Consider the following 22,681-nt stretch of genomic DNA (forward strand, 5'->3'; position numbering starts at 1 on the left):
TCACAGCGCTTATTGGACATAAATTACGCTACTGATATGAAATATAAATGACTTTTCATGTTTAAAAAAGACTAATTTGTTATAACTTTATTGTTTATGTAACGCCACGTAGTTGCGAAACTAAAATTAGGAAATTTCTTTTTATGATTAAGTCTCAAGAAAAGTTTAAAGCCATCTAAAAAATGACTTTAAATTTGGGTTGTGCAATTAACGATCAAAATAACCAGTACTGGTATACCCAGGATAGACTGTTTTCATTAAACGCTCTATTTCAGAGTCGTTGCCACGTAAAAAATTTTCCAAGCAATCTCGAAATACCGCAAAAGGAAGGTCCTCGTTATCAAAACTTGGCATCGCTTCAGATTTAAACAAACCAAAAAAATGCGATTTTTGTTGTTTTTGATAGAGCTCAGCATGTGCATTAAAGTTATATTCATTACGGCTATAAACCACAAAGAGTCCACCGAACTTACGTCCAGTCTGAATATGCTCAATTTGAAAAAATGGAAAATCACCATGGTGCTCTTCCATGTATCCCCAGACGACTTGTTGCATCCAATCAATCTGATCAAAACGACTTAAAATTTGCGTTGCTGCATTACTTTCAAAATCAAGAGAAGTTATTTCAAGCTCTTTAAATAACTCAATTCGAATTTTAAAACTCATCAGGATTACCTTTTATACATGTCGCTTATTTAAAGCATTCAGATTTATTAAAAGCGACAAGAAAACAGCAGGCTCAGAACACTATGAATCTGCTGTTTCAGCACTCAATTCGATGAACAAACTAACAGATTACTGGAATATCAATCCATGCACTGTTCGGAAAATGTTTCACCAAATAATGCTTTAAAAATTCTGCGGTATCTTTTGAAATCAGTTCATCCTGAGATTCATCATTTAAATTATAAGCAAGTGCATAAAGCTCAAGCCCACGACTTTTTAAAGCCTCTAAACTTAAAATCGTATGATTAATACTGCCCAAACGCCCTGAGCTGACTAAAATCACAGGAAGCTTTTTCTGAGCCACATAATCAATTGAAAGTAAACTTGTGGTTAGGGGTACCATCAATCCACCTGCACCCTCTAACAAAACAACATCATACGTTTCAGCCAGTTGCCGAGTGGCATCTGCAATTTTTTCAAAATCAATCTCACGCCCATCAATTTTGCTGGCTAAATGAGGCGATGCAGGATAGCTAAAGATTTCAGGCATGGTGAGCTTGGTTTCATCCTCTGGAAACCAGCCCATTCCCATAATTTCACGATGTTGTTCGATATCTTCTGAAATATCGGTATTACCCGTTTGGATTAATTTCTGCGTAATGGTTTTCTGACCTTGCTCATTCCATAATTTGGCTAAATACCCAGTGGTATAGGTTTTGCCAATTCCAGTATCTATTCCACTGATAAAGTAAACTGATCCAGTCATGACATTCTCCGCAAAATACAATAAATAGGATGATAAGTCAGTGAGTAGCGTATATTTCCTGACTGATCAGCCTGTGAAAACTGTTGATAGTGATGATAAAAATCGGCGAGACTCTGCTTGGTCCATCTAAAGCCAGATGCTGTCGCAGTCACTCCTGTGGCTTTTAAATGCTGCAAAATATATTTGGGATGTGGAAAATTGAGATGCTCAATTTGCTCCGAAATATGTAGAATTTCAAAACCATTTCGCTTTAATTGTTGTTGCAGATCGTCAAGGGATAGGTAATTCAGACCTTGCCCTGTTAAGCTTTTAATTTCCTGTAAATTATGCTGTCCAAAAGTTGAAAAACAAAAATACGCCTTAGGATTTAAATGATGAAAAGCTTGTTGAAAAATACCATTTAAATCACTCATCCATTGTAAAACGGAACTTGAGCTAATTAAGTCTAAATGTTTTGGAAATTCAAGCTGTTCTATATCACCAATCCGATATTCAATTGGTTTATCCGAAGGGAAATGCTGCTGAACTTCGGGGTATAGATCATTTAAAATCAAATGTTTAATCTGCAAATTTTGCAGTAAAAGCTCAGTTAAGTTTCCTGAACCACAACCGATTTCAAACACATTTTCATAGTGTGCTGGGCAATATTCGCTTATTAAATTAAACAGTTGTTGTGCAATATTTTTTTGTACGACCGCATGTTCAGTATAACTCTGCCCTGCCTGAGCAAAACGCAAGGCAACCTGTGATTTATCAATTTCTGGATGTTTCACATTCAACTCACAACAACGGAATTAGCTGATCTAGATCAGCTTGGGTGATTTGAGCAGTTAAACAGATACGTAACCGTGAGCTGTGTTGCGGCACAGTCGGGGGACGTACAGGCATAATATAAAAACCCGCATCTTGTAATGCTTTGGCCTTTTCAACCGTTTTAATCGAGTCACCTACAATGACTGGAACAATATGTGATGTTGATGGGCACTCAAAACCTTTGCTTTGAACAGCCTGTTGTAGATACTGACTTGTAGATTGCAAATATTGGCGGCGCTGATCTAAGCCTAAAACTTTCTGAAAAATAAAGTTTGTCCATGCCATACATATTGGCGGTTGTGCAGTACTGAAAATCAAAGGGCGCATCGCATTAATCAAATAATCGCGAATCACCGCATGACAAATTAAATAACCACCAACTGAAGCGATTGCCTTACCAAAAGTTCCCACAAGTAGATCAATATCATCAATCACCGCATATTGTTCAGCACAACCTAAGCCCTGCTGACCACGTACTCCAATTGCATGTGCTTCATCTACATAGAGCATGACTTTACAAAACTGTTGCTTAATACTCACCAATGCAGCCAAGTCCGTTTCATCACCATCCATACTAAAAATCGATTCAGTCACGACAATAATGCGCTCGAAAGCCTCATCTGCATGATATTTTTGTAAAAGCTGAGTCAAATGATTTAAATCATTGTGACGATAACGTACATATTTGGCTGAGGATAAACGGATCCCATCAATCATACTGGCATGAATCAATTTATCTGCCAGAATCAGCGTTTTACTGTCTGTAAGTGCAGGTAAAATACCAATATTCATATGATAGCCGCTGTTAAATAACAATGCCGCCCGACCATGAAAAGCCTGAGTTAAACTATTTTCAAGCAGTTCATATTCTGGAAAATGTCCAGTCAACAAACGTGAAGACGAAGAACTCATTCGTCGTTGATCATTGGGTGTTTCATCAAAAAACTGTTCACGTAATGTGAGATCAGATGCCAATCCTAGATAATCATTTGAAGCCAAATTGAGCATTTGATGCTGATCAAGGCAGATATAACGACCTTGCTGAACATTCGAGCGAAATTGGCGTAAATTGCCTTGCTGTTTTAGCACATCAAGCTGCCGTGAAAAATGTTCAAGGTGGGTATTGATCAAGCTCATACACTTTGCTCCATAGCCTTAACCACCTCAACCAATTGCTCCAGTAAGGTTTTTAATTCTTGTGCTGTGATGATATATGGAGGCATCACATAGACCAATTTGCCAAATGGTCTTATCCAGATACCACGACGTACAAACTCCTGCTGTAAGGTTTTCATATCGACATTTACAGTCATTTCAACCACCCCTATCGCACCAAGAACTCGCACATCATGAACATGATTAAGGGACTGTAAGGGCTGTAAAGCATGTCTAAGCTGAGCTTCAATTCGTTGAATATTGCTCTGCCAATCTTGAGAAATTAATAATTGTGTACTTTTGACAGCAACGGCGCATGCCAAGGGATTTGCCATAAAGGTTGGGCCATGCATAAACACACCCGCTTCACCCTGACTTATCGTTTCAGCAATATGTTTGGTGGTTAATGTCGCAGAAAGCGTCATATAGCCACCCGTTAAACCTTTACCAATACACATAATGTCAGGTTCAACTTGTGCATGCTCCCATGCAAATAGTTTCCCTGTACGCCCAAAACCCGTAGCGATTTCGTCAAAAATCAGCAAAACATTGTATTTTTCGCAAAGTCGTTTGGCTTGACGCAAATATTCAGAATGGTAAAAACGCATCCCTCCCGCACCTTGTACAATCGGCTCAAGAATCAAACCTGCAATCGTTGCATGCTGTTCAGCCAAGCTTTTCTCAAGTTCAGCAATGTCACTTTGATCCCATTGCTCATAAAATCCGACTTGAGGTGCTGGAACAAATAAGCGATTGGGCAAACTTGAACCAAAAATTTGATGCATACCTGTTACAGGGTCACAAACAGACATCGCATTCCAAGTATCGCCATGATAGCCAGATCGTGGGGTAACAAAATTAGTTTTCTCTGTATAGCCCTGTGAAGACCAAAACTGTACTGCCATCTTCAATGCCACTTCTACAGCGACGGAACCAGAATCGGCAAAGAACACTTTATCTAAATGAGGCGGGGTCAGTTGAACCAGTAATTTTCCAAGCTGGATCGCTGGATCATGGGTAAATCCACCAAACATGATATGCGACATATTCTGTAGCTGATCTGTCACTGCTTGATTCAACTCTGGATGATTATAACCGTGAATCGCACACCACCACGAAGACATCCCATCTATCAATTGACGACCATCTTCAAGTTCGATGGTCGCAGCATAGGCTTTTTTAACCTTAAAAGTCGGTAAGGGATTGGTCATAGAGGTATATGGATGCCAAATATGTTGCCGATCAAAGTCCAGATCATCTAACTCTGATTGTTCAAGATCAACATCATCAAACCCATTGTTTAAATCGGTCATCCGTTCACTCCATGTGCATTACAATTACAGCAAAAAACAGTTTAGCGATGTTAAACCTGCACGCAATAAAAATAAATTGCGAGATTCACCACTGATCCATAGATTTATTCTATTTTTTGTAAATATTGGCAGATTTTGTCACTTAGACTTAAAAAATCAAAAACTGGAACGCCATGTGAACCATTTACCAGCTCGACATCTAAAAACTTTGCAGTGAAATTTTTAAATTTCTCATAGACTTTGTGACTAACTAAGAAATCCTGTTGAGCAAATATATGATACTGTTTGCCGGCATAGTTATTTAAGATCGCGACATTATTTAATTGCTCAAGACACGCTAACCCTTGTTTTAATAATTCTAAATTTTGCGGCTGAATCAAACTTTGCAAATGTACAAAATCTTCTCGCGTGGTTGCGGTGCCCTGACAAACCATAAAACCAAATTTCTTTAATGTCGCAATCGCATCATGTTCAAAGGACTGTTTAAAGTTGTGAAAGGTTGTTTGGCTCATTGCCGTTTGCCACTCAGCATTTGCCACAAAACAAGGATTTGAAGCCAGTGTAATCAAGACTTTTTGTTGTTGGTATTGCTGTTTAATTTGCTCGACCAGCAAGCTTGCCAATTGCCCCCCTAAAGACCAACCACAAATCACATCAAAATCTTTGGCTTGCTCCACCTGATGTTGTAAAACACTTTCGTCCAGCGCATTAAAGATATTGATCAATACAACTTCATGGCCTTGTTGTTGTAAAGCCTGTTGTAAATCCTTGAGTAGTTTGGTTCCACCGCCCCAACCTGTGATCAGCAAAATACGTCGATTCAATTTAAGCCACTATAAAACAATAACGATGTTTTATTAGATCATGCTTAAAATTGAACGACAATCGGACTTCTAACTATTTCTGATGGTGTAAATCGACCAATAAGCTGGCTGGAATCACTTTTTGCCAAGTGCTTTTAAATTGCTGATGTACTTGATCAATTGCAAACTGACTTTTTCTCGAAATTTCATGTGCTTTTGCAATATCATCTGCCCGTGTATAAGCAATCAAATAATCTAGTCCATCCAGTTCCACATGGAACCATGATTCAACATGCACACCTTCAGCCTGAAGTGTTTCAATTGCCTCATGCTTACGCCTATTCAATTGATTTTGCCATGCGACAACATCGTCCATCATGGCTACTTTTAGTTGAATCAATACTGCACCAACGTCCATAATTTTACGTTCTATTTATTTTAAACGGTCTTTCATCATAAATGGCATGTGAACAATTGCAAACATTTTACATACCGCCAAAACCTTAAAATTTGCTAAGATCAAATCAGGATCAATTTAGGAAAGTGTTTGTCATGAAACTATCACGACTGTTCAGTATTAGCTTACTTTCCGTTTCAGCTTTATGCATATTGAACACGGCCAGCCATGCGGAAAGCTCTATTCTTTCCAAACTGGATTCCAACCAAAAGCAATGGGTAGGTAAGCCTGCACCAAGTTTTAAACTACAAGATCAAAACTCAAAATGGCACGAACTGAGTCAATATAAAGGTAAATGGGTTGTTCTCTACTTTTACCCAAAAGATGATTCACCTGGCTGTACACAAGAAGCCAATCAATTTAAATCACTCTACCCACAATTTATAAAAAATAATGCAGTGGTGCTTGGTGTCAGTTTGGATGATGTGCAATCACATCAAAAGTTCTCTGAAAAGCTGGGGCTAAATTTCCCAATTCTTGCTGATAGCAATCATCAACTCGCAGACCAATTTGGAATCATCCGAAACTTAGGCATTGCCAAAATAGCAAAACGAGAAACTTTTTTGATTGATCCACAAGGAACGATTGTGTATCACTATAGCAGTGTAAATACCCAAACACATGCCGATCAAGTCTTAGCGGATATTCAGAAGTTTTCAAAGAAATAACGACTGAAGCATTAAAAAAGCCTTTAGATGAATGTCTAAAGGCTTTTTTAATCTAAAACATCTCACCTTAAGCAAGACGCTTAGTGTGTCTTACATTTGAGATTGAATATAATTCTGTAAACCAATTAACTCGATCAAACCTAATTGTTTTTCAAGCCAGTAAGTATGATCTTCTTCAGTATCGTTCATTTGTTGACGCAGCATATCACGAGTCACGTAATCGCCTTTTTCTTCACATAGCTTTACGCCTTGCGCCAATTTTTCACGTACATGATATTCCAATGCCAAATCGGCTTTTAAACAGGTCACAACATCTTCACCTGTAACAATATCGTCACGCTTCATGTTCGGGGTACCTTCAAGGAAAAGTACACGGCGAATTAAAGCGTCTGCATGTGAAGCTTCTTCTTGCATTTCATGATCAATACGTTCATAAATTTTGCTTAAGCCCCAATCTTCATACATACGCGAATGAATAAGATACTGATCACGAGCAGCCAGTTCGCCACCGATCAACATATTTAGATAGTCTATGACTTCTGGATTGCCACGCATTTCAATTACTCCACATTCTTTTGCAATAGTATGGACAAATTTTACCAGTTTTGCAAAAGACAAAATGTGTAAGTTTATGATTTTTATAAAATTAAAATGATAAACATACGCATTTGCAATTTGAATAAGTATTTTTTCATATAAAAAATAACCGCTTACAAAATTTCATTGATGATTTATTGGTGATTTTTCATCAAAATTCAAAATGATTTATTTTGTAACCATTAAAAATGCTTCTTATTCCCCTTCATTATTCCATTTCCTGTTCATTTTCAATGACAGAACCCTCACTTTATCTTCTTGGTTTTTTTTAATGCTAATATTTCAAGACAATTTTGACTTTAATATTTATGATATTGAATATTAACAATTAGCAGGAAAAAATAATGTCTCAGGGAAACACATCAGCGCCTATTCTAGTTACAGGTGCAACAGGCTATATCGCCAGTTGGGTGATTCAAAAATTACTTGAGCAAGGCTATACCGTTCATGCCACTGTACGTGATCTTAATAAGAAACAAAGCTTTGCACATTTAGAGAAAATCGCACAAGCCAGCTCTGGCACACTAAAACTATTTAAAGCCAACCTTTTAGAAAATGGTTCTTTTGATGAAGCCATGCAAGGCTGTGAAGTTGTGTTACATATGGCTTCGCCATTTGTTGTGACCAATTATAAAGATGCTGTTAAAGATATTATTGAACCTGCAATTTTAGGCACGGAAAATGTCTTAAATAGTGTCAATAAAACAGAGTCTGTCAAACGAGTCATTGTGACTTCAAGTATCGCGTCTACTTATGGCGATGCAATTGATATTTTAAAAACGCAGCATAATCAGTTTGATGAATCTCACTGGAATACCACCAGCTCAACCACGCACCAACCGTACCCGTATTCAAAAGTTATGGCAGAGCGTAAAGCATGGGAAATGGCGGAAGCACAAAATCGTTGGACGCTGATCTGTGTTAACCCTGCATTGGTACTTGGCCCCTCACTGACCGCAAATACACAGTCAGGGAGCGTAGAAGTCTTAGAGCAATTTGCCAACGGCATGACATTACTCGGTGTCCCACCGATGTGGAATGGTATTGTGGATGTTCGTGATGTTGCTGATGCGCATATTTTGGCAGCATTCAAGGAAAATGCGGCTGGACGTTACATTATCAGTGGTGGCTCACTCAGCCTTTTGGAAATGGGGAAAATTTTACGTCAAAATTTTGGACAAAAATTTCCTTTTCCGCGTAACCAAGTCCCGAAAAAAGCATTTAAATTCATTGGACCTGTATTTGGCTATTCGCGTGATTTTATTGAAAAGAATATGGGCTACCCTATCTTTTTTAATGCTGATAAAAGCAAACAGGAATTGGGGATGAGTTATCGTAATATTGAAACCAGTTTAGTCGAGCATTTCCAGCAGCTTCTTGATGACGGTGTGGTGAAGAAATATATTTAATAACAGCTCAATTGATTCTTAAAGCCAAATAGCCTTTTTCAATCATGAAAAAGGCTATTTGGCCTGTAGCGTTCAATATCAGCTAAGGCTTAGAAATCAAAAGTCACACCGACTTTATAAGTTCTCGCACCACCGACTAAAGCATAGTTTGAATTAAATACACCTTCCCAATATTTTTTATTGGCAACATTATCAACATTGGCAAGGAATGTGGTATTTACCCCACCAAGTTTGGTTTTATAGCGAGCGCCTAAGTCAACAATCGTATAGTCTGGTAGTTCTAGCGTATTCTCTTCATTCAAATATTGCTCACTCACATAACTTACACGAGTATTGACATGCAGCCCCTCAACCTTAGGAATGGCATAATCAAGCCCTAACGAAGCAGTAAAATCGGGTACACCATATACTTTATTACCTTCGAAAGCGACCTTCGCTGATTTCACATATTCAGCATCGATATAGGCCAAATTCCCCATCACAGATAAAGTATCTGTAACATTGCCAGAGAATGACCATTCCACCCCACGAGAACGCGTTTCAGCATCATCGTTGACTTTATTACTTATGCTGTCCAGATAAGCCTCAGGCTTTTTAATCTGATAAAGCGCCAAAGTATTTAACCACGAACCCAACTGATATTTTGCACCTAACTCATATTGCTTGGTTTGATAAGGTGCAAGTGTCTCACCTCTATTTGTCGCAGTTGGATAGGTCGTTTCTGAGACAGTAATCCCTTCAGCTAAGCCCTCGACATAGCTTGCATAAAAAGATAAATCCTCACCAAATGGTTTGACAACAATCCCCAAACTTGGTGATAGCTTATCTGCACTATAAGCTGATTTTTTGACAAGATTTTTAGTATCAATATCTTGATAACGCCCACCTAAAATCAGTTGTAATTTATCATCCAACATTGAAAGCTGATCCGTTAAGGTATAACTCACATACTCATTATCACCATAAGGAACAATTTCTGGGTAGGTTGTTGGCATTGTTCCTGTATTTGATGGATCATATAAATTGGTCGTAAACCCCGAACTGGTTGCGGATTTATGTTGTGAATATTTGCGGGTTAAATAATCAGTACGCAATCCTAAAGTATGCTTGATCGCACCTGTATCAAATTTTGCTTCAAAGCCTGCATTAGCAGCAGTGTTATGTTCTTTTGATCCCACTCGATAATATTGTGAGGTTGCATTTCCATTTAAATTATTGACAATCATACGTGTACCAAAAAGGTGACCATCATATGATTTTTCTACATATCCAACGCCTGCAAATGCTTTTAAATCAGGGGTAAATTTATATTCACCGGATAAGCCTACAAATTGGCTGTTGGTATTGCCTTCTAGGTTTGAAAAGTAGTTTAAATCCCCTTTAGGTGCTGCAAGTACATGATTAACACTACCCTTGCCACCCATAGCGACCATTGCAGGTGAACCGCCTTTACGATTTCCTTTGACCGCATAAGCATCCAAATTAATCTTTAGTTTATCCGTGGTGTAATCCGCAGCAATTGCCCCTAGAGCTTGACGATCATTCATTCCATCAATGATATGTTCGCCATCAGCATAAGCACCATTCACACGTACACCAAACTCCTTGTTCTCACCAAAACGACGAGATACATCAAAGCCTGATTGATAATATCCTTCATCTTGAAACGATGCAGAAACTCGGGTGAGTTCTTGATCTGCCCGTTTAGAATGCCCCATCACAATCCCACCCACACTGCCTGTAGGTGCAACACCTGCAACCAATGCATTTGGACCTTTAAGTACAGTCACTGACTCTAAAAATTCCGTAGGCATCCGACCATAAGGTGCAACACCATAAAAGCCGTTATAATTTAGATCCTCATGATTGACATCGAAACCACGGATTTTAAAGTTTTCATTTAAATGTCCTTGATTGGTTGTGGTTCGAATACTGGCATCATTTTTTAACACCTCCCCCGCCGTGTTTGCTTGTTGATTTTCAATCAATTGTGCTGAATAAGAGGTGATACTAAAAGGCGTATCTATAATTTTCTTATTTCCCAATGGCCCTAAATCTGTATTTTTTTGCAAAGCACCGTTGGCAAATGTTGGTTTTTCTTGTTCTTTTTCAGCAGCGACTTTAATCGTAGGCAAAGCATTAATTTCATCATTTGCCCAAATTGTTTGTGTAAGTCCCCCACCAAAAAGCACGATAGAAATAGAATTGACTAGAAATGTTTGAGAAAAATTTTTCATATAAATAATAAGACACTTTTCAAATGATAATGATTATTATATAGACTTTCACTATTGTTAAGAATTGTAATTTCTCATCTAAAGTTAAGTTTAATGGAAAATTCTAATAAATAAGAATTATTATCATATAGCGCACTAATGATAGAGCAAGCACCCTTGCGAAATGTAATCGCTAAAATACAGTGCGAAAAATCCTATTGAAAAATGATGACTTGTTGATTTGCAATCGCATCAATCTTGAATTGATAATTTTAATTTTGAAAACTGCAAAGATACAACAACTATATCTTTACAGTAATTTTAGAGTTAATTTAAATGAAATTATGCCTGCCCATACTCAGCCATTAATGCTAAAAACTCCTGCTCATTCAGTACAGTGACACCCAGTTTCTCTGCTTTTTCAAGCTTAGAACCGGCTTTTTCACCCGCAACCACACATTTGGTTTTGCTCGATACACTGCCACTGACACGCGCACCAAGTGCTTGTAGCATTTGAGTCGCATCATCACGCCCCATGGTTGCCAATGTGCCTGTGATCACCCAACTCTCACCATTTAAAGGTTGACGGGTGGGTGCAACTGGTGCATCCCAATGGATCCCTGCTGCAAGCAAACGATCAATCACTTCAAGGTTATGTGGAGCTTGGAAAAAATCAACAATCCACTCAGCCGTAATATCACCAACATCTGGAGTTTTCTTCAATGCTTCAAGATCAGCATGACGAATCGCATCCAGCGTCTGGAAAGTGTTGGCAAGCATACGTGCCGTCGTCTCACCTACACCACGAATACCCAAGGCATAAATAAATGCAGCAAGTGTAGTTTTCTTACTGTTCTCAATCGCATCCAATAAATTTTGGACAGATTTTTCACCCATTTTTTCAATGGTCAGTAACTGTTCACGATGCTCATGTAAATGGTAAATATCCGCGACATCTTTTAACAGATCAAGATGTAATAATGACTCTACCCAACGATCACCGAGACCTTCGATATCCATCGCTTTACGTGAAACAAAGTGACGAATGGCTTCAATACGTTGTGCAGAACAATATAGCCCCCCCGAACAACGTGCCAAAGCCTCACCTTCTGGCATTACGACAGGAGAAGAACATACTGGACAATTTTCAGGTAAATGTACTTCTGTCACGTCATTTGGACGGAATTCTAACCATACTTTTTCAACTTTGGGAATCACATCACCGCTACGATAGACACTGACCGTATCGCCAATACGAACGTCCAGACGGTGAATTTCACCAATATTGTGCAAAGTCACATTAGAAACCGTTACACCGCCCACAGCCACAGGATTCAAGCGTGCTACAGGGGTTAAAGTCCCAGTACGTCCGACTTGCCAATCAATATTTTCAACCGTTGTTAATGCTGCAACTGCGGGAAACTTATACGCTGTTGCCCAACGCGGTTCACGACTTAAAAAGCCCAGCTTTTGTTGCTGTTGAAGATCATCAACTTTGATGACCATGCCATCAATTTCAACCGCTAAATTCGGGCGCTCTTGATTGATTTGCTGATATTTTTCTTGTACTTCTTGAATACTTTCACAAATGAAATGACGTTCACCCACAGCAAAGCCAAAGTTAGTCAACCATTCAAGACTCGCTGACATCGACTCAATGCCATGATGCGGCTCACATTGTGCAATACCATAAGCATAGAATGCCAAAGGGCGAGATGCTGCAATACTTGGATCAAGCTGACGTAAACTACCTGCCGCAGCATTTCGAGGATTGGCAAAGGTCTTTTCACCTTTCGCTTCATTTTCAGCATTGAGTCGTTCAAAGCCAGCTTTTGGCATCAATACTTCACCACGAACTTCCAACAAGCGTGGCACTGCAACTTTATCCGAAGACAATACTTTCGGTAAATTACGAATAGTTTTTACATTTTGCGTAATCACTTCGCCTGTTTCACCATCACCACGGGTTACACCACGTGTCAATACACCATTTTCATACCAGAGCGAAATCGCCAATCCGTCAAATTTTAGCTCGACATCATATTGAATCTTTTGATTGGGCAATCGCTCTTCGATACGGCGGGCAAAAGCAAATAACTCGTCCTGATTAAATACATTGCCCAAGGACAGCATCGGTACAGTATGGGTAATGGTTTCAAATTTAGACAGTGGTTTTCCACCCACTTTATTGATTGGGCTATCTGCCTGAACCAATTCTGGGTATTGTTGCTCTAAAGCTTTGAGTTGGTGAAATAACTGATCATATTCACTGTCTTCAATACTCGGCTGATCCATCACATAGTAAGCGTGATTATGTTTTGCAATGAGTTGAATCAATTGACGCATTTGCGTCACGACAGGATTATTTTCCATAAATTTTTTCACCATAAAAAGGCGGAATACTCCGCCTAAAATTCTGAATACCAATTATAAAGTAAATATGACGTTATGCTAAGCATCATGCCCTGAGCGATAATCGATCGCTTTATGGCGCCAATGCTCTTTCAGTTGTGGGGTAAATTCAAGATTGTTTTCATCATAGACCGTACCATCTATTTCACGAGCAATTAAGCCAGCAATACTGACCATGGTATCAAAGCCTTTTTGCACATCTGAATGAGGGAGTGCCAAGAAGAAAGCCAAACCTTGAACTTGTTCAGTCGATAAGGTTTCTAAATCAAAACCATCTGGACCATTGTCGGTGACACGTAATACCGAAAACAGTAAATGGCTTTCTTCCTCTGGATTCTCATAACGATGGAAGCAAGAGAGTTCACCAAAACGTAAACCATATTTGAGCAACATTTTTAAGGTTTTATCCCCAGACAATGCTTTACGTGGATTCGGATAAACATTCAGCGCAATAATGGTTTCAGCCGTAGACAATACGCTTTCATCATCATATTTTTGTTGCTCATTTAAATGAACATCTAAAATACTACTTTCCTCATCAAACTCTTTGATTTCAGCTGTTTCAACATTGGCATTAAACTGAAACGCTTCCTCTTTGTCCTGACTGACTACGGCTTTGGCAGAATCATGAGTTAGAGTCGTCGGTTCTGTTTGCACATCAAGTGCTTTTACAGACTCTGTTGTGGATTCAGTGCTTGCCACTGTTTCCGTCTTTTCAGTTTGTTGTGTAATTGCGGCATGCTCAAGCTTAGTTGACTGAACAACATTCGACTCCGCTGCTACATCCTCAATCTTTTGCTGTTTTTCATCTGCAACTTCGACCGAGTCTAAAGCAGTTAAATTCGGTTCAACACGCACTTGCTCTTGAGACTCACGGTCTGTTCGCAATTGATCTCGTACATGACGAGGAATTACCGGTTGTTTACAGTCTTCATTGATATGCAATTCAGACTCTAAAGAAGGTGCGGCATCATTGGGCTTTCGTAGCACCATCCGTAAACCCACCAGAATGATGATTACTGCAACAACAATTCCAATAATTGTGGTGACTTCCATACTACGACTCCGCGGCTAAACCGTATTCTCTTGCCTCTTCCAAATTCACAGTGACGAGCTTTGATGTGCCTGGTTCAGGCATCGTCACACCCAGCAAATCGGTTGCCATCGTCATTGCAACTTTATTATGTGTAATGTAAATGAATTGGACTTGATCAGAAAGCTCTTTTACTAAATTACAAAAACGACCAACGTTAGCATCGTCTAAAGGTGCATCAACTTCATCCAAAACACAGAAAGGTGCAGGATTCAAACGGAAAATAGCAAATACCAAAGCCAATGCCGTTAATGCTTTTTCACCACCAGATAACAAAGCCAATGAACTATTTTTCTTGCCGGGTGGGCGTGCCATCAACTTCACGCCAGACTGCCAGTCATCTTCAAGACTTAAACTGGCTTCACCACCATTAAAGACTTTTGGAAATAATACTTTTAATTCAGCATTAACCTGATCAAAAGTCCCCATAAATAATTTTTTGGTTTCTTGGTCAATGGTCTTCATGGCATCTTTCAACTGCCCAACCGTATTTTCCAAGTCTTGCATTTGATGGGTTAGATCTTCAAAGCGCTTAGAAACTTCTTCATATTCTGCTGAAGCGGCTAAATTGACCGCGCCTAATTTTTCAAACTGACGCTGTGCTTTCTCAAACTTTTCTTGATGTACAGGTAAATCAATCAATACGCCTTGCTTAACTTCAGCATTCATCTCTTTAAGTTGATCGGAATAATGCTGTAAATCTGATTTTGCAGATTGCCAAGCCAAACGTCGCTCTTCCAGTTTTGTACGCAATTGCTCATCATTTTGCTGATGCAAATGGCGCATTTCTGTAAGTTGTTGCTGTTTGGATTGAATATTATTCAATTCAACTTGCCACTCACTCCAAGTTTTTTGCAGTTTTTCAGTTTGTTGTGCCTGCTCAGCATATTGCGATTCTAGACTCGGCAACTCCAATTGAATTGGATCTACAAACTTCTTGGCTTGCTCCATTTGCGCAATAATTTGTTGATATTGCGTTTTAGAGAAGGAGAGGTCTTTGTCTAATAATTCAATTTGCTGTTTATTTTGTTCAGCTAGACGACGTGTAGTTTCAGAATCTTGCTGCTTAAGCTGTAATTGCTGTTGCTGTTCTTCAACCTGCTCATTGAGCTCATCCAACTTGAATTGCAAAGTTTTAAACTCAGGAAGATTTTGTTCAAGCTTGAGAATGACCGAATGCATATCGATTTCAAGATCATCTTTCTGCATTGCATCTTCTTCAAGTTGCTCATCTAACTGTTGCAATTGACTATTCAGCTGAACTTTCTGCAACTCAAATGCTTGTGAAGCACTTTGCTGCTTAGCAATCTGCACATCAAACTGTTGTAGCTGTTTTTGCTGATGTTTTAGCGTGTCTTGCTCTGTTTGGATCTGTTTTTGCAGGTCCAACAATTGCTGATTTAAACTCGGCAATACAGTTTCAGCTTCAATCAACTGTGGTTGTAGCTGCGCAAGTTGTGTTTCAATTTCTTCAAGGCGAATACGATGACTGAGTGCACCCTGTGCGGCTTGGCTCGACTCATCAAAGAACAGACCAACCACCCAATCTTGACCGACATGATAACCATCCAGCGTCAATATGCTTTGTCCTGCTTTTAACTGTGCTTGTACAGCTAAAGCTTGAGCAAGGTTTTCAATTACAGCGACTTGATTCCACAATGAGTACTGTGGAGATTCAATCCAATCTGCTAAACATGCCAATCCATTCAATTGAATTTTATCTTGTGAGCTTGATGCTTTAAGCTGGCGTGCCACACTTTCTGCAAAATCAGCATCTTGTTCAACAATATGGGCTGACAACCATTTGGCTAAAAACTTTTCAACCAGCTGCGCATGTGCTTTGCCTTGTGCATTCAGCGTTAATACCTTCATCAATTGCACAGTATCAGCCTTGCTATTTACAGCACTTTTCGCCATTAATTGGGTGAGGTTTTTCTGTTCAGATTGCAACACTTGTACATCAGATTTTAAAGCTGAAATCTGAGTTTTTTGCTGACTAATGCTTTCCTGTAGTTGTTCAAACTGTTGCTTTGCTTGATTAATTTTTTGTTCTAATTCAACAATCGCAGCTTGGATTGCTATTTTATCTTGCTCAAGTTGTTGAACATCTTCAGTTTGAAATTGGCTTTGAACCTGAACGGCTTGGGTTTTTAAGGTATCTTTTTGCTGTTCAATACGCGCTACATTTTTTGCAAGCTGTTCAATTTGCGCCTGCATTTGTGCTTTTTGCTGCTGTTGCTTTTCAACTTGAACTTTAACCTGTTCATACTGTTGTTGTGCTTGCAATTGCTGCGCTTTTAAATCGGTAAAGGCTTGGCTACGTTGTTGTGTTTCAGACTCAGCATGTTGTAAATGTTCAGTCTGCTGCTCCAATTGACCGTGCAAGGTTTCCAATTGCAATTCCATCAACTGAATCTTTTCTTTGGTTTGAGCTTTTTGCTGTTCAAAATTTCCCAAAGCTTCTGAGTTCTGTTGAAATAAACTTTGTTTCTGTTCCAAAGTCATTTTCAACTCAGAGAGTTTTTTCTCAGCTTGTTGCCACTCATTTTGCAAAGGCGTGGACTGTTGAATCAAACGTTGGAACAACTCATTGGTTGAAGTCAGATCATGTTCCAAAGTACTCATGTCAGAGCGCACCAGTTTAAAGTGCTCTCCCAATTCGTTCATTTCAACCGTATATTGTTCTTGTAAACGAGAACTACGATCACACTGGAAAGATAGAATTTCAATCTTTAACGTACGAATTTCAGTTTCTAAAGTCTTATATTGAACCGCAGTTTCAGACTGGCGTTTTAAGGTTTTAAGCTGTGATTTGAGTTCTGAAGCAATATCTTCGAGGCGGTCTAAGTTCTGCGTGGTATGTTCTAAGTGTTGTAGTGTTTCACGACGACGAGCCTGATAACGAGAAACCCCAGCAGCCTCTTCAAGAAAGATACGCATTTCTTCAGGTTTGGCATCAACCAAGCGGTTAATCATTCCCTGTTCGATGATTGCGTAGGAACGAGGACCTAAACCTGTACCCAAGAAAATGTCGGTAATATCACGACGTCGGCACTTCGTCCCATTGAGAAAGTATTCAGATTTTCCATCACGATTCACCTGACGGCGAACAGCAAGTTCAGTATACGCGTTATAAGCCCCACCTAATTTGCCATAGGTGTTTTCAAAGCGCAGTTCTACACTTGCCATACCTACAGGTTTACGTTTTGCCGTTCCTGTAAAAATAACATCCTGCATACTGCCACCACGGAGCTGGCGCGCACTGGATTCCCCCATCACCCAACGGATCGCGTCAATCACATTGGATTTACCACAACCATTAGGACCTACCACCGCTGTACGGTTATCTTTGAATTGTAGTGTTGTACTATCGGCAAAAGATTTGAAGCCTGAAAGTTTTAAGCTGCTTAAACGCATAATGTCCTAGTAATTACCGACGCGATCTCCGCGCCCAAGCGAGTTCGATTTGTTTCATCCGTGTCAGAGATTCCAACACCAGATTACGTAAGTGTCGACAAAAATCTTCCATAAATAAAGTAGCTTGTTGTGATTTTCGGATTAAAATTGCGTCAATCACCAACTTAAGCAATTCTAAAGCTTCTTGAAGCTCGCGTCTTGAAGTATTTAAGGTTAAAAAATAACTTCTTCGCAGGGATGGTAACAACTCTTTATAAAATTTCATCAGGTAGGGATTCCCAACCATGTCCTGTTGCCCTGATAAAAATTGAAATATGCCATCATAAAACTTTTCAGTATTGCCTTGCTTCACCTGCTCAACCAAATGATTCATCATCTGCTGAATCGCTTCAGCTTCATGATTGCGCCATGTTTCACTCATACGTTGCACGATTTGACCTAATAACAATGCGCTGGTATCGAACAATGCACGGACTTGTTGTGCTGACATTTCTGAGACAATTGCACCACGACGAGGATAAATTTCAATCAGATGGGTTCTTTCTAAAAGCAAAAGGGCTTCACGTACCGAGCCACGACTGACATCCAGTTCTTTGGCAATACGTAGTTCTTGTATTCTTTCCCCTTCAACCAACTCGCCACTAATAATTTGTTCACTAATATGTTTGGCAATCTGTTCTGAAAGGCTATCCACTTCTTCCGAATGCATATAATTCCTATCTTGGTTTATTATTCTTTACTTGGACAATGTCAATTGTCATTATTTTAGTTGTACCTGATTTAATTCAATTGAAACCATGACATTGTCCGACAATTTTAATGTATTTTAAGTCAACTCAGTGTTTAGAAAAAGTACCATTGATCGGAATCTACTTAGTAATACCTTGATAAATAAAATAAAGACCGACCACTGTAAGTAAGCATGCAAAGCATTTTTTCAACATCGCTGGAGAAAGTGCATGCGCCACCTTTGCGCCAAATTTGGCAGTGATAAAACTCATTACACTGATCCCAATAAAGGCATAAATATGCACATAACCAATTGAATTTTTAATTTCGGTTGGTTCTTGTGCACCAAAGAACATAAAACCGAGCGCACCCGCAATCGCGATTGGTAAACCACAAGCTGCTGATGTTGCAACGGCTTTTTGCATCACCACACCATTTTTGTTGAGATAGGGAACCGTCAGACTTCCGCCACCAATACCAAAAATTGCCGATGCAACTCCAATTCCCCCACCAGCCAGCATTTGCATAGGTGCGGTCGGTAATTGTTTAGATTCATCGACTTTGACATTGGCCCCCTTAAACATTTTAAATGCCACCCAAATTGCAAATGCACCAATAATCAGCTGTAAATGCTGACCTGATAAAATATCTGCAATGCCAGCTCCAATAAATGAGCCAATCACCAAACCTGGGGCTAAGTTTTTAAAAACATTCCAAAGTACTGCACCTTTTTTATGATGCGCTGTTACGGAACTAATTGAGGTTACAATAATTGTTGCAAGTGAAGTTCCCAATGCCATGTGCATAATGACCGAAGGATCATAGCCCATTTTGGTAAAGACCACATAGAGAATTGGTACAATAATTAAGCCACCACCAACACCAAATAGCCCAGCAGCAAATCCTGCGATTGCACCAATACCTAAATATATGATTAACTCCATAAATGTTCCTTCACTCTTCTCAGATTCAACATGGATTTAGAGACTCGTCATCTTAGACAACTTCTTACACAAGCAAATGAACTCCCTGAAGTGCTGCTTTTAAAGCAGACGACAGCATCGACCAATGATGATGTGCGTGAAATTGCGCTCAGCGGCGTCAAGACAGTTTTGGTCTGTAGTGAAACTCAGACTCAAGGACGAGGTCAGCACCAACGGGAATGGGTTTCGCCAATTGGTAACATTTATTTAAGCACATTGCTTGAAACTCGAACACCCTTAGATGGGCGTTTAGCATTGGAAATTGCTTTAAATATCTTACAAATGCCAACACTTAAGAATTTACCAGCATTACAAATTAAATGGCCCAATGACCTATATAGCCCTCAAGGAAAGTGGGGCGGAATTTTAGTTGAGCCCATTTCACCACATCAAGCTATTGTTGGAATCGGGATCAACTTATTTCCGATCCCCAAAGAAAATGTGACTCAACAAGCCACCTCGATAATGCAATTAGGCCTACAATTTCCAAATCGAATCCAAATCATTGCAGAAATGTATTTGGCAATTCAACAAGCTGGACAATGGTTTGATCATGGTTGCTATAACCTTGCAGCACGATTTAATCACTATGCTGCTTTTATGGATCAACAGGTTTATTTTGAACAAATTCAAAATTCAATTGAGGGTGTTTTCAAAGGAATTTCTGATGATGGCGCACTGAATTTATTGACAGCTCAAGGCTTAGTCAATGTCTATCAAGGGCGTTTACGCTTAGCTGAAGCATAAATAACGAGGTGATCCGTTGTCTAAAATGAGATGGATTGATCAGATGTATCGTGAAAAAGTGATCGGCAATTATTTAAAACAGGGCTTTTTTCGCTATACATTTCGCTATATATTGCGCAGTAATCGTATTGATCCAAAGATCATAGCAAACAGTTACTAACAGTACGGAACAACGTTCAGCAAAATGAACCGCAGGTTATTTGCCCTATTTGATTGATCAGATTGAGATGCTCTCTAAGTCGTTCAATATTTTCAAATAAAATAATTATGCAGATTGTGTTCAGTTTCAATTAGGCAAAATAATGAAAGCACTTTGGTTAGATATTGGAAATACCCGTCTAAAATATTGGATTACTGAAAATAATCAAATTATCCAACAGGCAGCAGAATTACATCTCCAATCCCCTGCGGATCTGCTATTGGGTTTAATTCAACATTTCCGTGGTTTAGGCTTAGACAAAATTGGAATTTCCTCAGTCCAAGATAAAAAGAACAACGAACGCATTGTCCAGATTTTAAAATTACTCGATATTCCTGTAACTTTTGCCAAAGTGCATGCTGAATATGCAGGATTACGTTGTGGCTATGACCATATAGAACAACTCGGGATCGATCGTTGGTTACAAGTTTTGGCTGTGGCGAAAGCTGATGATGACTTGTGTGTGATTAGCTGCGGCACCGCTTTAACAATTGATTTAACCCAAGGTTTACAACATTTAGGCGGTTATATTCTGCCTAACCTCTATTTACAACGTGATTCTTTAATTCAAAAAACCAAAGGCATTAAAATTCCAGATGCGGCTTTTTCAGAGCTAAGTCCTGGTCGGAATACCATAGATGCAGTACATCATGGCATTTTCTTGGGGCTGTTAAGCACCATTGAAAAAGTGCTTGAGCAACAACCACGAAAGCTTATTTTAACAGGTGGTGATGCCAATCTATTTGCACAATTTCTAGAGAAATATCAACCAAGAATTGAATCAGATTTATTACTCAAAGGCTTACAGTTCTATATAGATCGACAAACCGCTTAAACCTAAATACAATTTAATGGAGGATCAGCAATCTTCCATTTTTAATAAATAAACACAACCATAAACACGATAAAAGAGCAATCATTATGAAAACGATACCCTTACTGCTTAGTGCCTGTTTAATGAGCTTCACAATGGTGGGTTGTACCAGTTTACAAACCACGCACTCACCTTCAACAACCATGGCAACAACTGAACCCGTTATTGCTTACTTTGCTCCAGATGCAGGTGAAGAAGCCTGTGAGTGCGGCTTAGTCATGGATCAGGGTTATTCACTCACACCTGTAGAAAATGGATATTTCAGAAAACTATTAGGTCGTGATAAAGATGGCCGTTTCTTAGTTCAGGACTTCTATCAAAATAGTCGTAAAAAACAATCTGACCCCTTTTGGATTAAAGCCCCTCAAGGCTTAAATAGCTTTGATAGTAAATATGTCGACGGTGAAGTTGTGGGCTATTTTGAAAATGGAAAAGTCAGCTTTAAATCGACCAGCCAAGACCAGAGATCAGTTGGAAAAACTGAAACATACTATTCAAATGGTCAACTTGGGCTACAGGAAGAATATTCAGATGATCAGCCCATCGTTCAAAAGGTATGGTATGAAGATGGCAAACCTGCAGCAGAACTAAAATTAAGCCCAAGTGAAGATTATTCGATTCTAGACAGTAAAGTTTGGGATCAACAAGGCAATTTGATTCAAGATGAGCAACACGCTCAGGAGATTCTTGACGAGCTTTATCAAAAACTCAATCAATAACACAGTATCACGATAAAATCGAATATGCAGCCTGAGTACCAGCTTGGGATTCAGGTTGTAATAAAACGGCTAACTTTTCCCAAAGTACAGTTAAGCTGGTATAACCCTCTGCTGCCATAAAATGCCCTGCACCTTTCACCTCAATCATTTGTGAATTCAGCGAATAACCCAATTGAATACTGACAGGCGCTGGCACAAAAGGATCATTGTTGGAGAAAAAGATAAAGCGATTCAGAATATTCATTCTGAGCAGCGCATCATCGACCCGAGCGTGTTGTAAAAATAAATTAAGTTCAGGTAAAACGGCTAAATTTTTACTGAATCCCGCAACCAAAAATAAAGCACCTAATTTTCGCCCCAATAATTCACTCGAAAGAAAATCCAGACTGGCAATCCCCCCTAAACCATGTGCCACAATGATGGTATCGTCATTGAGTGACTTAATTTGCTGCGTAATATTATGCTTCCACAGCTCATATTGGGGCTGCTCTGGATGTTCTAGATCAATCACTTCACATGCATGCCCTGTCGCCAATACTTGTTGCTTTAGCCACGGATACCAATGATGTTCAGGGGAGTCTTTATAACCGTGTACGATAAATACTTTTTTCATAAATCAACTTCTTATCAATTATTGTTTAAATC

The 22,681-nt window shown here is 39.2% G+C and carries 20 protein-coding genes; 5 read left to right on the top strand and 15 right to left on the bottom strand.

Annotated elements, in window-relative coordinates:
* Positions 1–207 precede the first annotated feature (207 nt).
* The 7 genes from M2R48_RS17465 to M2R48_RS17495 form a co-directional block, all read right to left on the bottom strand.
* Complete coding sequence (locus M2R48_RS17465) at positions 208–666, bottom strand: hypothetical protein (RefSeq protein WP_262086921.1); 459 nt, start codon at positions 664–666, stop codon at positions 208–210.
* Positions 667–787: 121 nt separating this feature from the next.
* Positions 788–1,432, bottom strand: coding sequence for a dethiobiotin synthase (gene bioD / locus M2R48_RS17470; RefSeq protein ID WP_262086923.1), 645 nt, complete (start codon positions 1,430–1,432; stop codon positions 788–790).
* Positions 1,429–2,205 (bottom strand): malonyl-ACP O-methyltransferase BioC, encoded by a 777-nt coding sequence (gene bioC, locus M2R48_RS17475; RefSeq protein ID WP_262086924.1) that lies wholly within the window; start codon positions 2,203–2,205, stop codon positions 1,429–1,431. The genes bioD and bioC overlap by 4 nt, the downstream gene beginning before the upstream one ends.
* A 7-nt stretch (positions 2,206–2,212) precedes the next feature.
* Positions 2,213–3,382 (bottom strand): 8-amino-7-oxononanoate synthase, encoded by a 1,170-nt coding sequence (locus tag M2R48_RS17480; RefSeq protein WP_262086925.1) that lies wholly within the window; start codon positions 3,380–3,382, stop codon positions 2,213–2,215.
* Positions 3,379–4,713, bottom strand: coding sequence for an adenosylmethionine--8-amino-7-oxononanoate transaminase (gene bioA / locus M2R48_RS17485; protein ID WP_262086926.1), 1,335 nt, complete (start codon positions 4,711–4,713; stop codon positions 3,379–3,381). Before bioA ends, M2R48_RS17480 begins: the two co-directional genes overlap by 4 nt.
* A gap of 104 nt (positions 4,714–4,817) precedes the next feature.
* Positions 4,818–5,537 (bottom strand): YqiA/YcfP family alpha/beta fold hydrolase, encoded by a 720-nt coding sequence (locus tag M2R48_RS17490; RefSeq protein WP_262086928.1) that lies wholly within the window; start codon positions 5,535–5,537, stop codon positions 4,818–4,820.
* Between the two features lie 73 nt (positions 5,538–5,610).
* Positions 5,611–5,934, bottom strand: coding sequence for a DUF6176 family protein (locus M2R48_RS17495; protein ID WP_262086929.1), 324 nt, complete (start codon positions 5,932–5,934; stop codon positions 5,611–5,613).
* Between the two features lie 134 nt (positions 5,935–6,068).
* Between M2R48_RS17495 and M2R48_RS17500 the strand changes: the two genes are divergently transcribed.
* The gene (locus M2R48_RS17500; RefSeq protein ID WP_096735106.1) at positions 6,069–6,641 is read left to right on the top strand and encodes a peroxiredoxin; all 573 of its coding nucleotides are present in this window, start codon (positions 6,069–6,071) and stop codon (positions 6,639–6,641) included.
* Between the two features lie 90 nt (positions 6,642–6,731).
* On the opposite strand, the gene bfr is transcribed toward M2R48_RS17500, so the two are convergent.
* Positions 6,732–7,196: a bacterioferritin gene (gene bfr, locus M2R48_RS17505; protein ID WP_004724037.1), complete on the bottom strand. Its 465-nt coding sequence runs from the start codon at positions 7,194–7,196 to the stop codon at positions 6,732–6,734.
* Positions 7,197–7,582: 386 nt separating this feature from the next.
* On the opposite strand from bfr, the gene M2R48_RS17510 reads away from it, so the two are divergent.
* Positions 7,583–8,647, top strand: a complete 1,065-nt coding sequence (locus tag M2R48_RS17510) for an SDR family oxidoreductase (protein ID WP_262086931.1) — start codon at positions 7,583–7,585, stop codon at positions 8,645–8,647.
* Between the two features lie 89 nt (positions 8,648–8,736).
* On the opposite strand, the gene M2R48_RS17515 is transcribed toward M2R48_RS17510, so the two are convergent.
* From M2R48_RS17515 to M2R48_RS17540, 6 genes are all read right to left on the bottom strand, one after another.
* Positions 8,737–10,884 carry a TonB-dependent receptor gene (locus M2R48_RS17515; protein WP_262086933.1) on the bottom strand — a complete coding sequence of 716 codons (2,148 nt, stop codon included), beginning with the start codon at positions 10,882–10,884 and terminating at the stop codon, positions 8,737–8,739.
* Positions 10,885–11,205: 321 nt separating this feature from the next.
* Entirely contained in the window at positions 11,206–13,236 is a 2,031-nt protein-coding gene (gene ligA, locus M2R48_RS17520; protein WP_262086935.1) for an NAD-dependent DNA ligase LigA, read from the bottom strand.
* Between the two features lie 78 nt (positions 13,237–13,314).
* Entirely contained in the window at positions 13,315–14,331 is a 1,017-nt protein-coding gene (locus M2R48_RS17525) for a cell division protein ZipA C-terminal FtsZ-binding domain-containing protein (protein WP_262086937.1), read from the bottom strand.
* 1 nt (position 14,332) lies between these two features.
* Entirely contained in the window at positions 14,333–17,785 is a 3,453-nt protein-coding gene (smc, locus tag M2R48_RS17530; protein WP_262086939.1) for a chromosome segregation protein SMC, read from the bottom strand.
* 13 nt (positions 17,786–17,798) lie between these two features.
* Positions 17,799–18,494, bottom strand: coding sequence for a GntR family transcriptional regulator (locus M2R48_RS17535; protein WP_004724049.1), 696 nt, complete (start codon positions 18,492–18,494; stop codon positions 17,799–17,801).
* 160 nt (positions 18,495–18,654) lie between these two features.
* The gene (locus tag M2R48_RS17540; RefSeq protein ID WP_004724050.1) at positions 18,655–19,458 is read right to left on the bottom strand and encodes a sulfite exporter TauE/SafE family protein; all 804 of its coding nucleotides are present in this window, start codon (positions 19,456–19,458) and stop codon (positions 18,655–18,657) included.
* A gap of 30 nt (positions 19,459–19,488) precedes the next feature.
* Between M2R48_RS17540 and M2R48_RS17545 the strand changes: the two genes are divergently transcribed.
* The 3 genes from M2R48_RS17545 (at position 19,489) to M2R48_RS17555 (ending at position 22,036) form a co-directional block, all read left to right on the top strand.
* The gene (locus tag M2R48_RS17545; protein WP_262086941.1) at positions 19,489–20,244 is read left to right on the top strand and encodes a biotin--[acetyl-CoA-carboxylase] ligase; all 756 of its coding nucleotides are present in this window, start codon (positions 19,489–19,491) and stop codon (positions 20,242–20,244) included.
* A gap of 302 nt (positions 20,245–20,546) precedes the next feature.
* Positions 20,547–21,278: a type III pantothenate kinase gene (locus M2R48_RS17550; RefSeq protein WP_004724053.1), complete on the top strand. Its 732-nt coding sequence runs from the start codon at positions 20,547–20,549 to the stop codon at positions 21,276–21,278.
* An 86-nt stretch (positions 21,279–21,364) separates the two neighbouring features.
* The gene (locus M2R48_RS17555; RefSeq protein WP_004817814.1) at positions 21,365–22,036 is read left to right on the top strand and encodes a toxin-antitoxin system YwqK family antitoxin; all 672 of its coding nucleotides are present in this window, start codon (positions 21,365–21,367) and stop codon (positions 22,034–22,036) included.
* Between the two features lie 7 nt (positions 22,037–22,043).
* Here M2R48_RS17555 and M2R48_RS17560 read toward each other — a convergent pair whose 3' ends face one another.
* Positions 22,044–22,649, bottom strand: coding sequence for an RBBP9/YdeN family alpha/beta hydrolase (locus tag M2R48_RS17560; protein ID WP_262086943.1), 606 nt, complete (start codon positions 22,647–22,649; stop codon positions 22,044–22,046).
* Between the last annotated feature and the right edge of the window lie 32 nt (positions 22,650–22,681).

The organism is Acinetobacter sp. I-MWF (assembly GCF_025433935.1).
GTDB classification, from domain to species: domain Bacteria; phylum Pseudomonadota; class Gammaproteobacteria; order Pseudomonadales; family Moraxellaceae; genus Acinetobacter; species Acinetobacter guillouiae.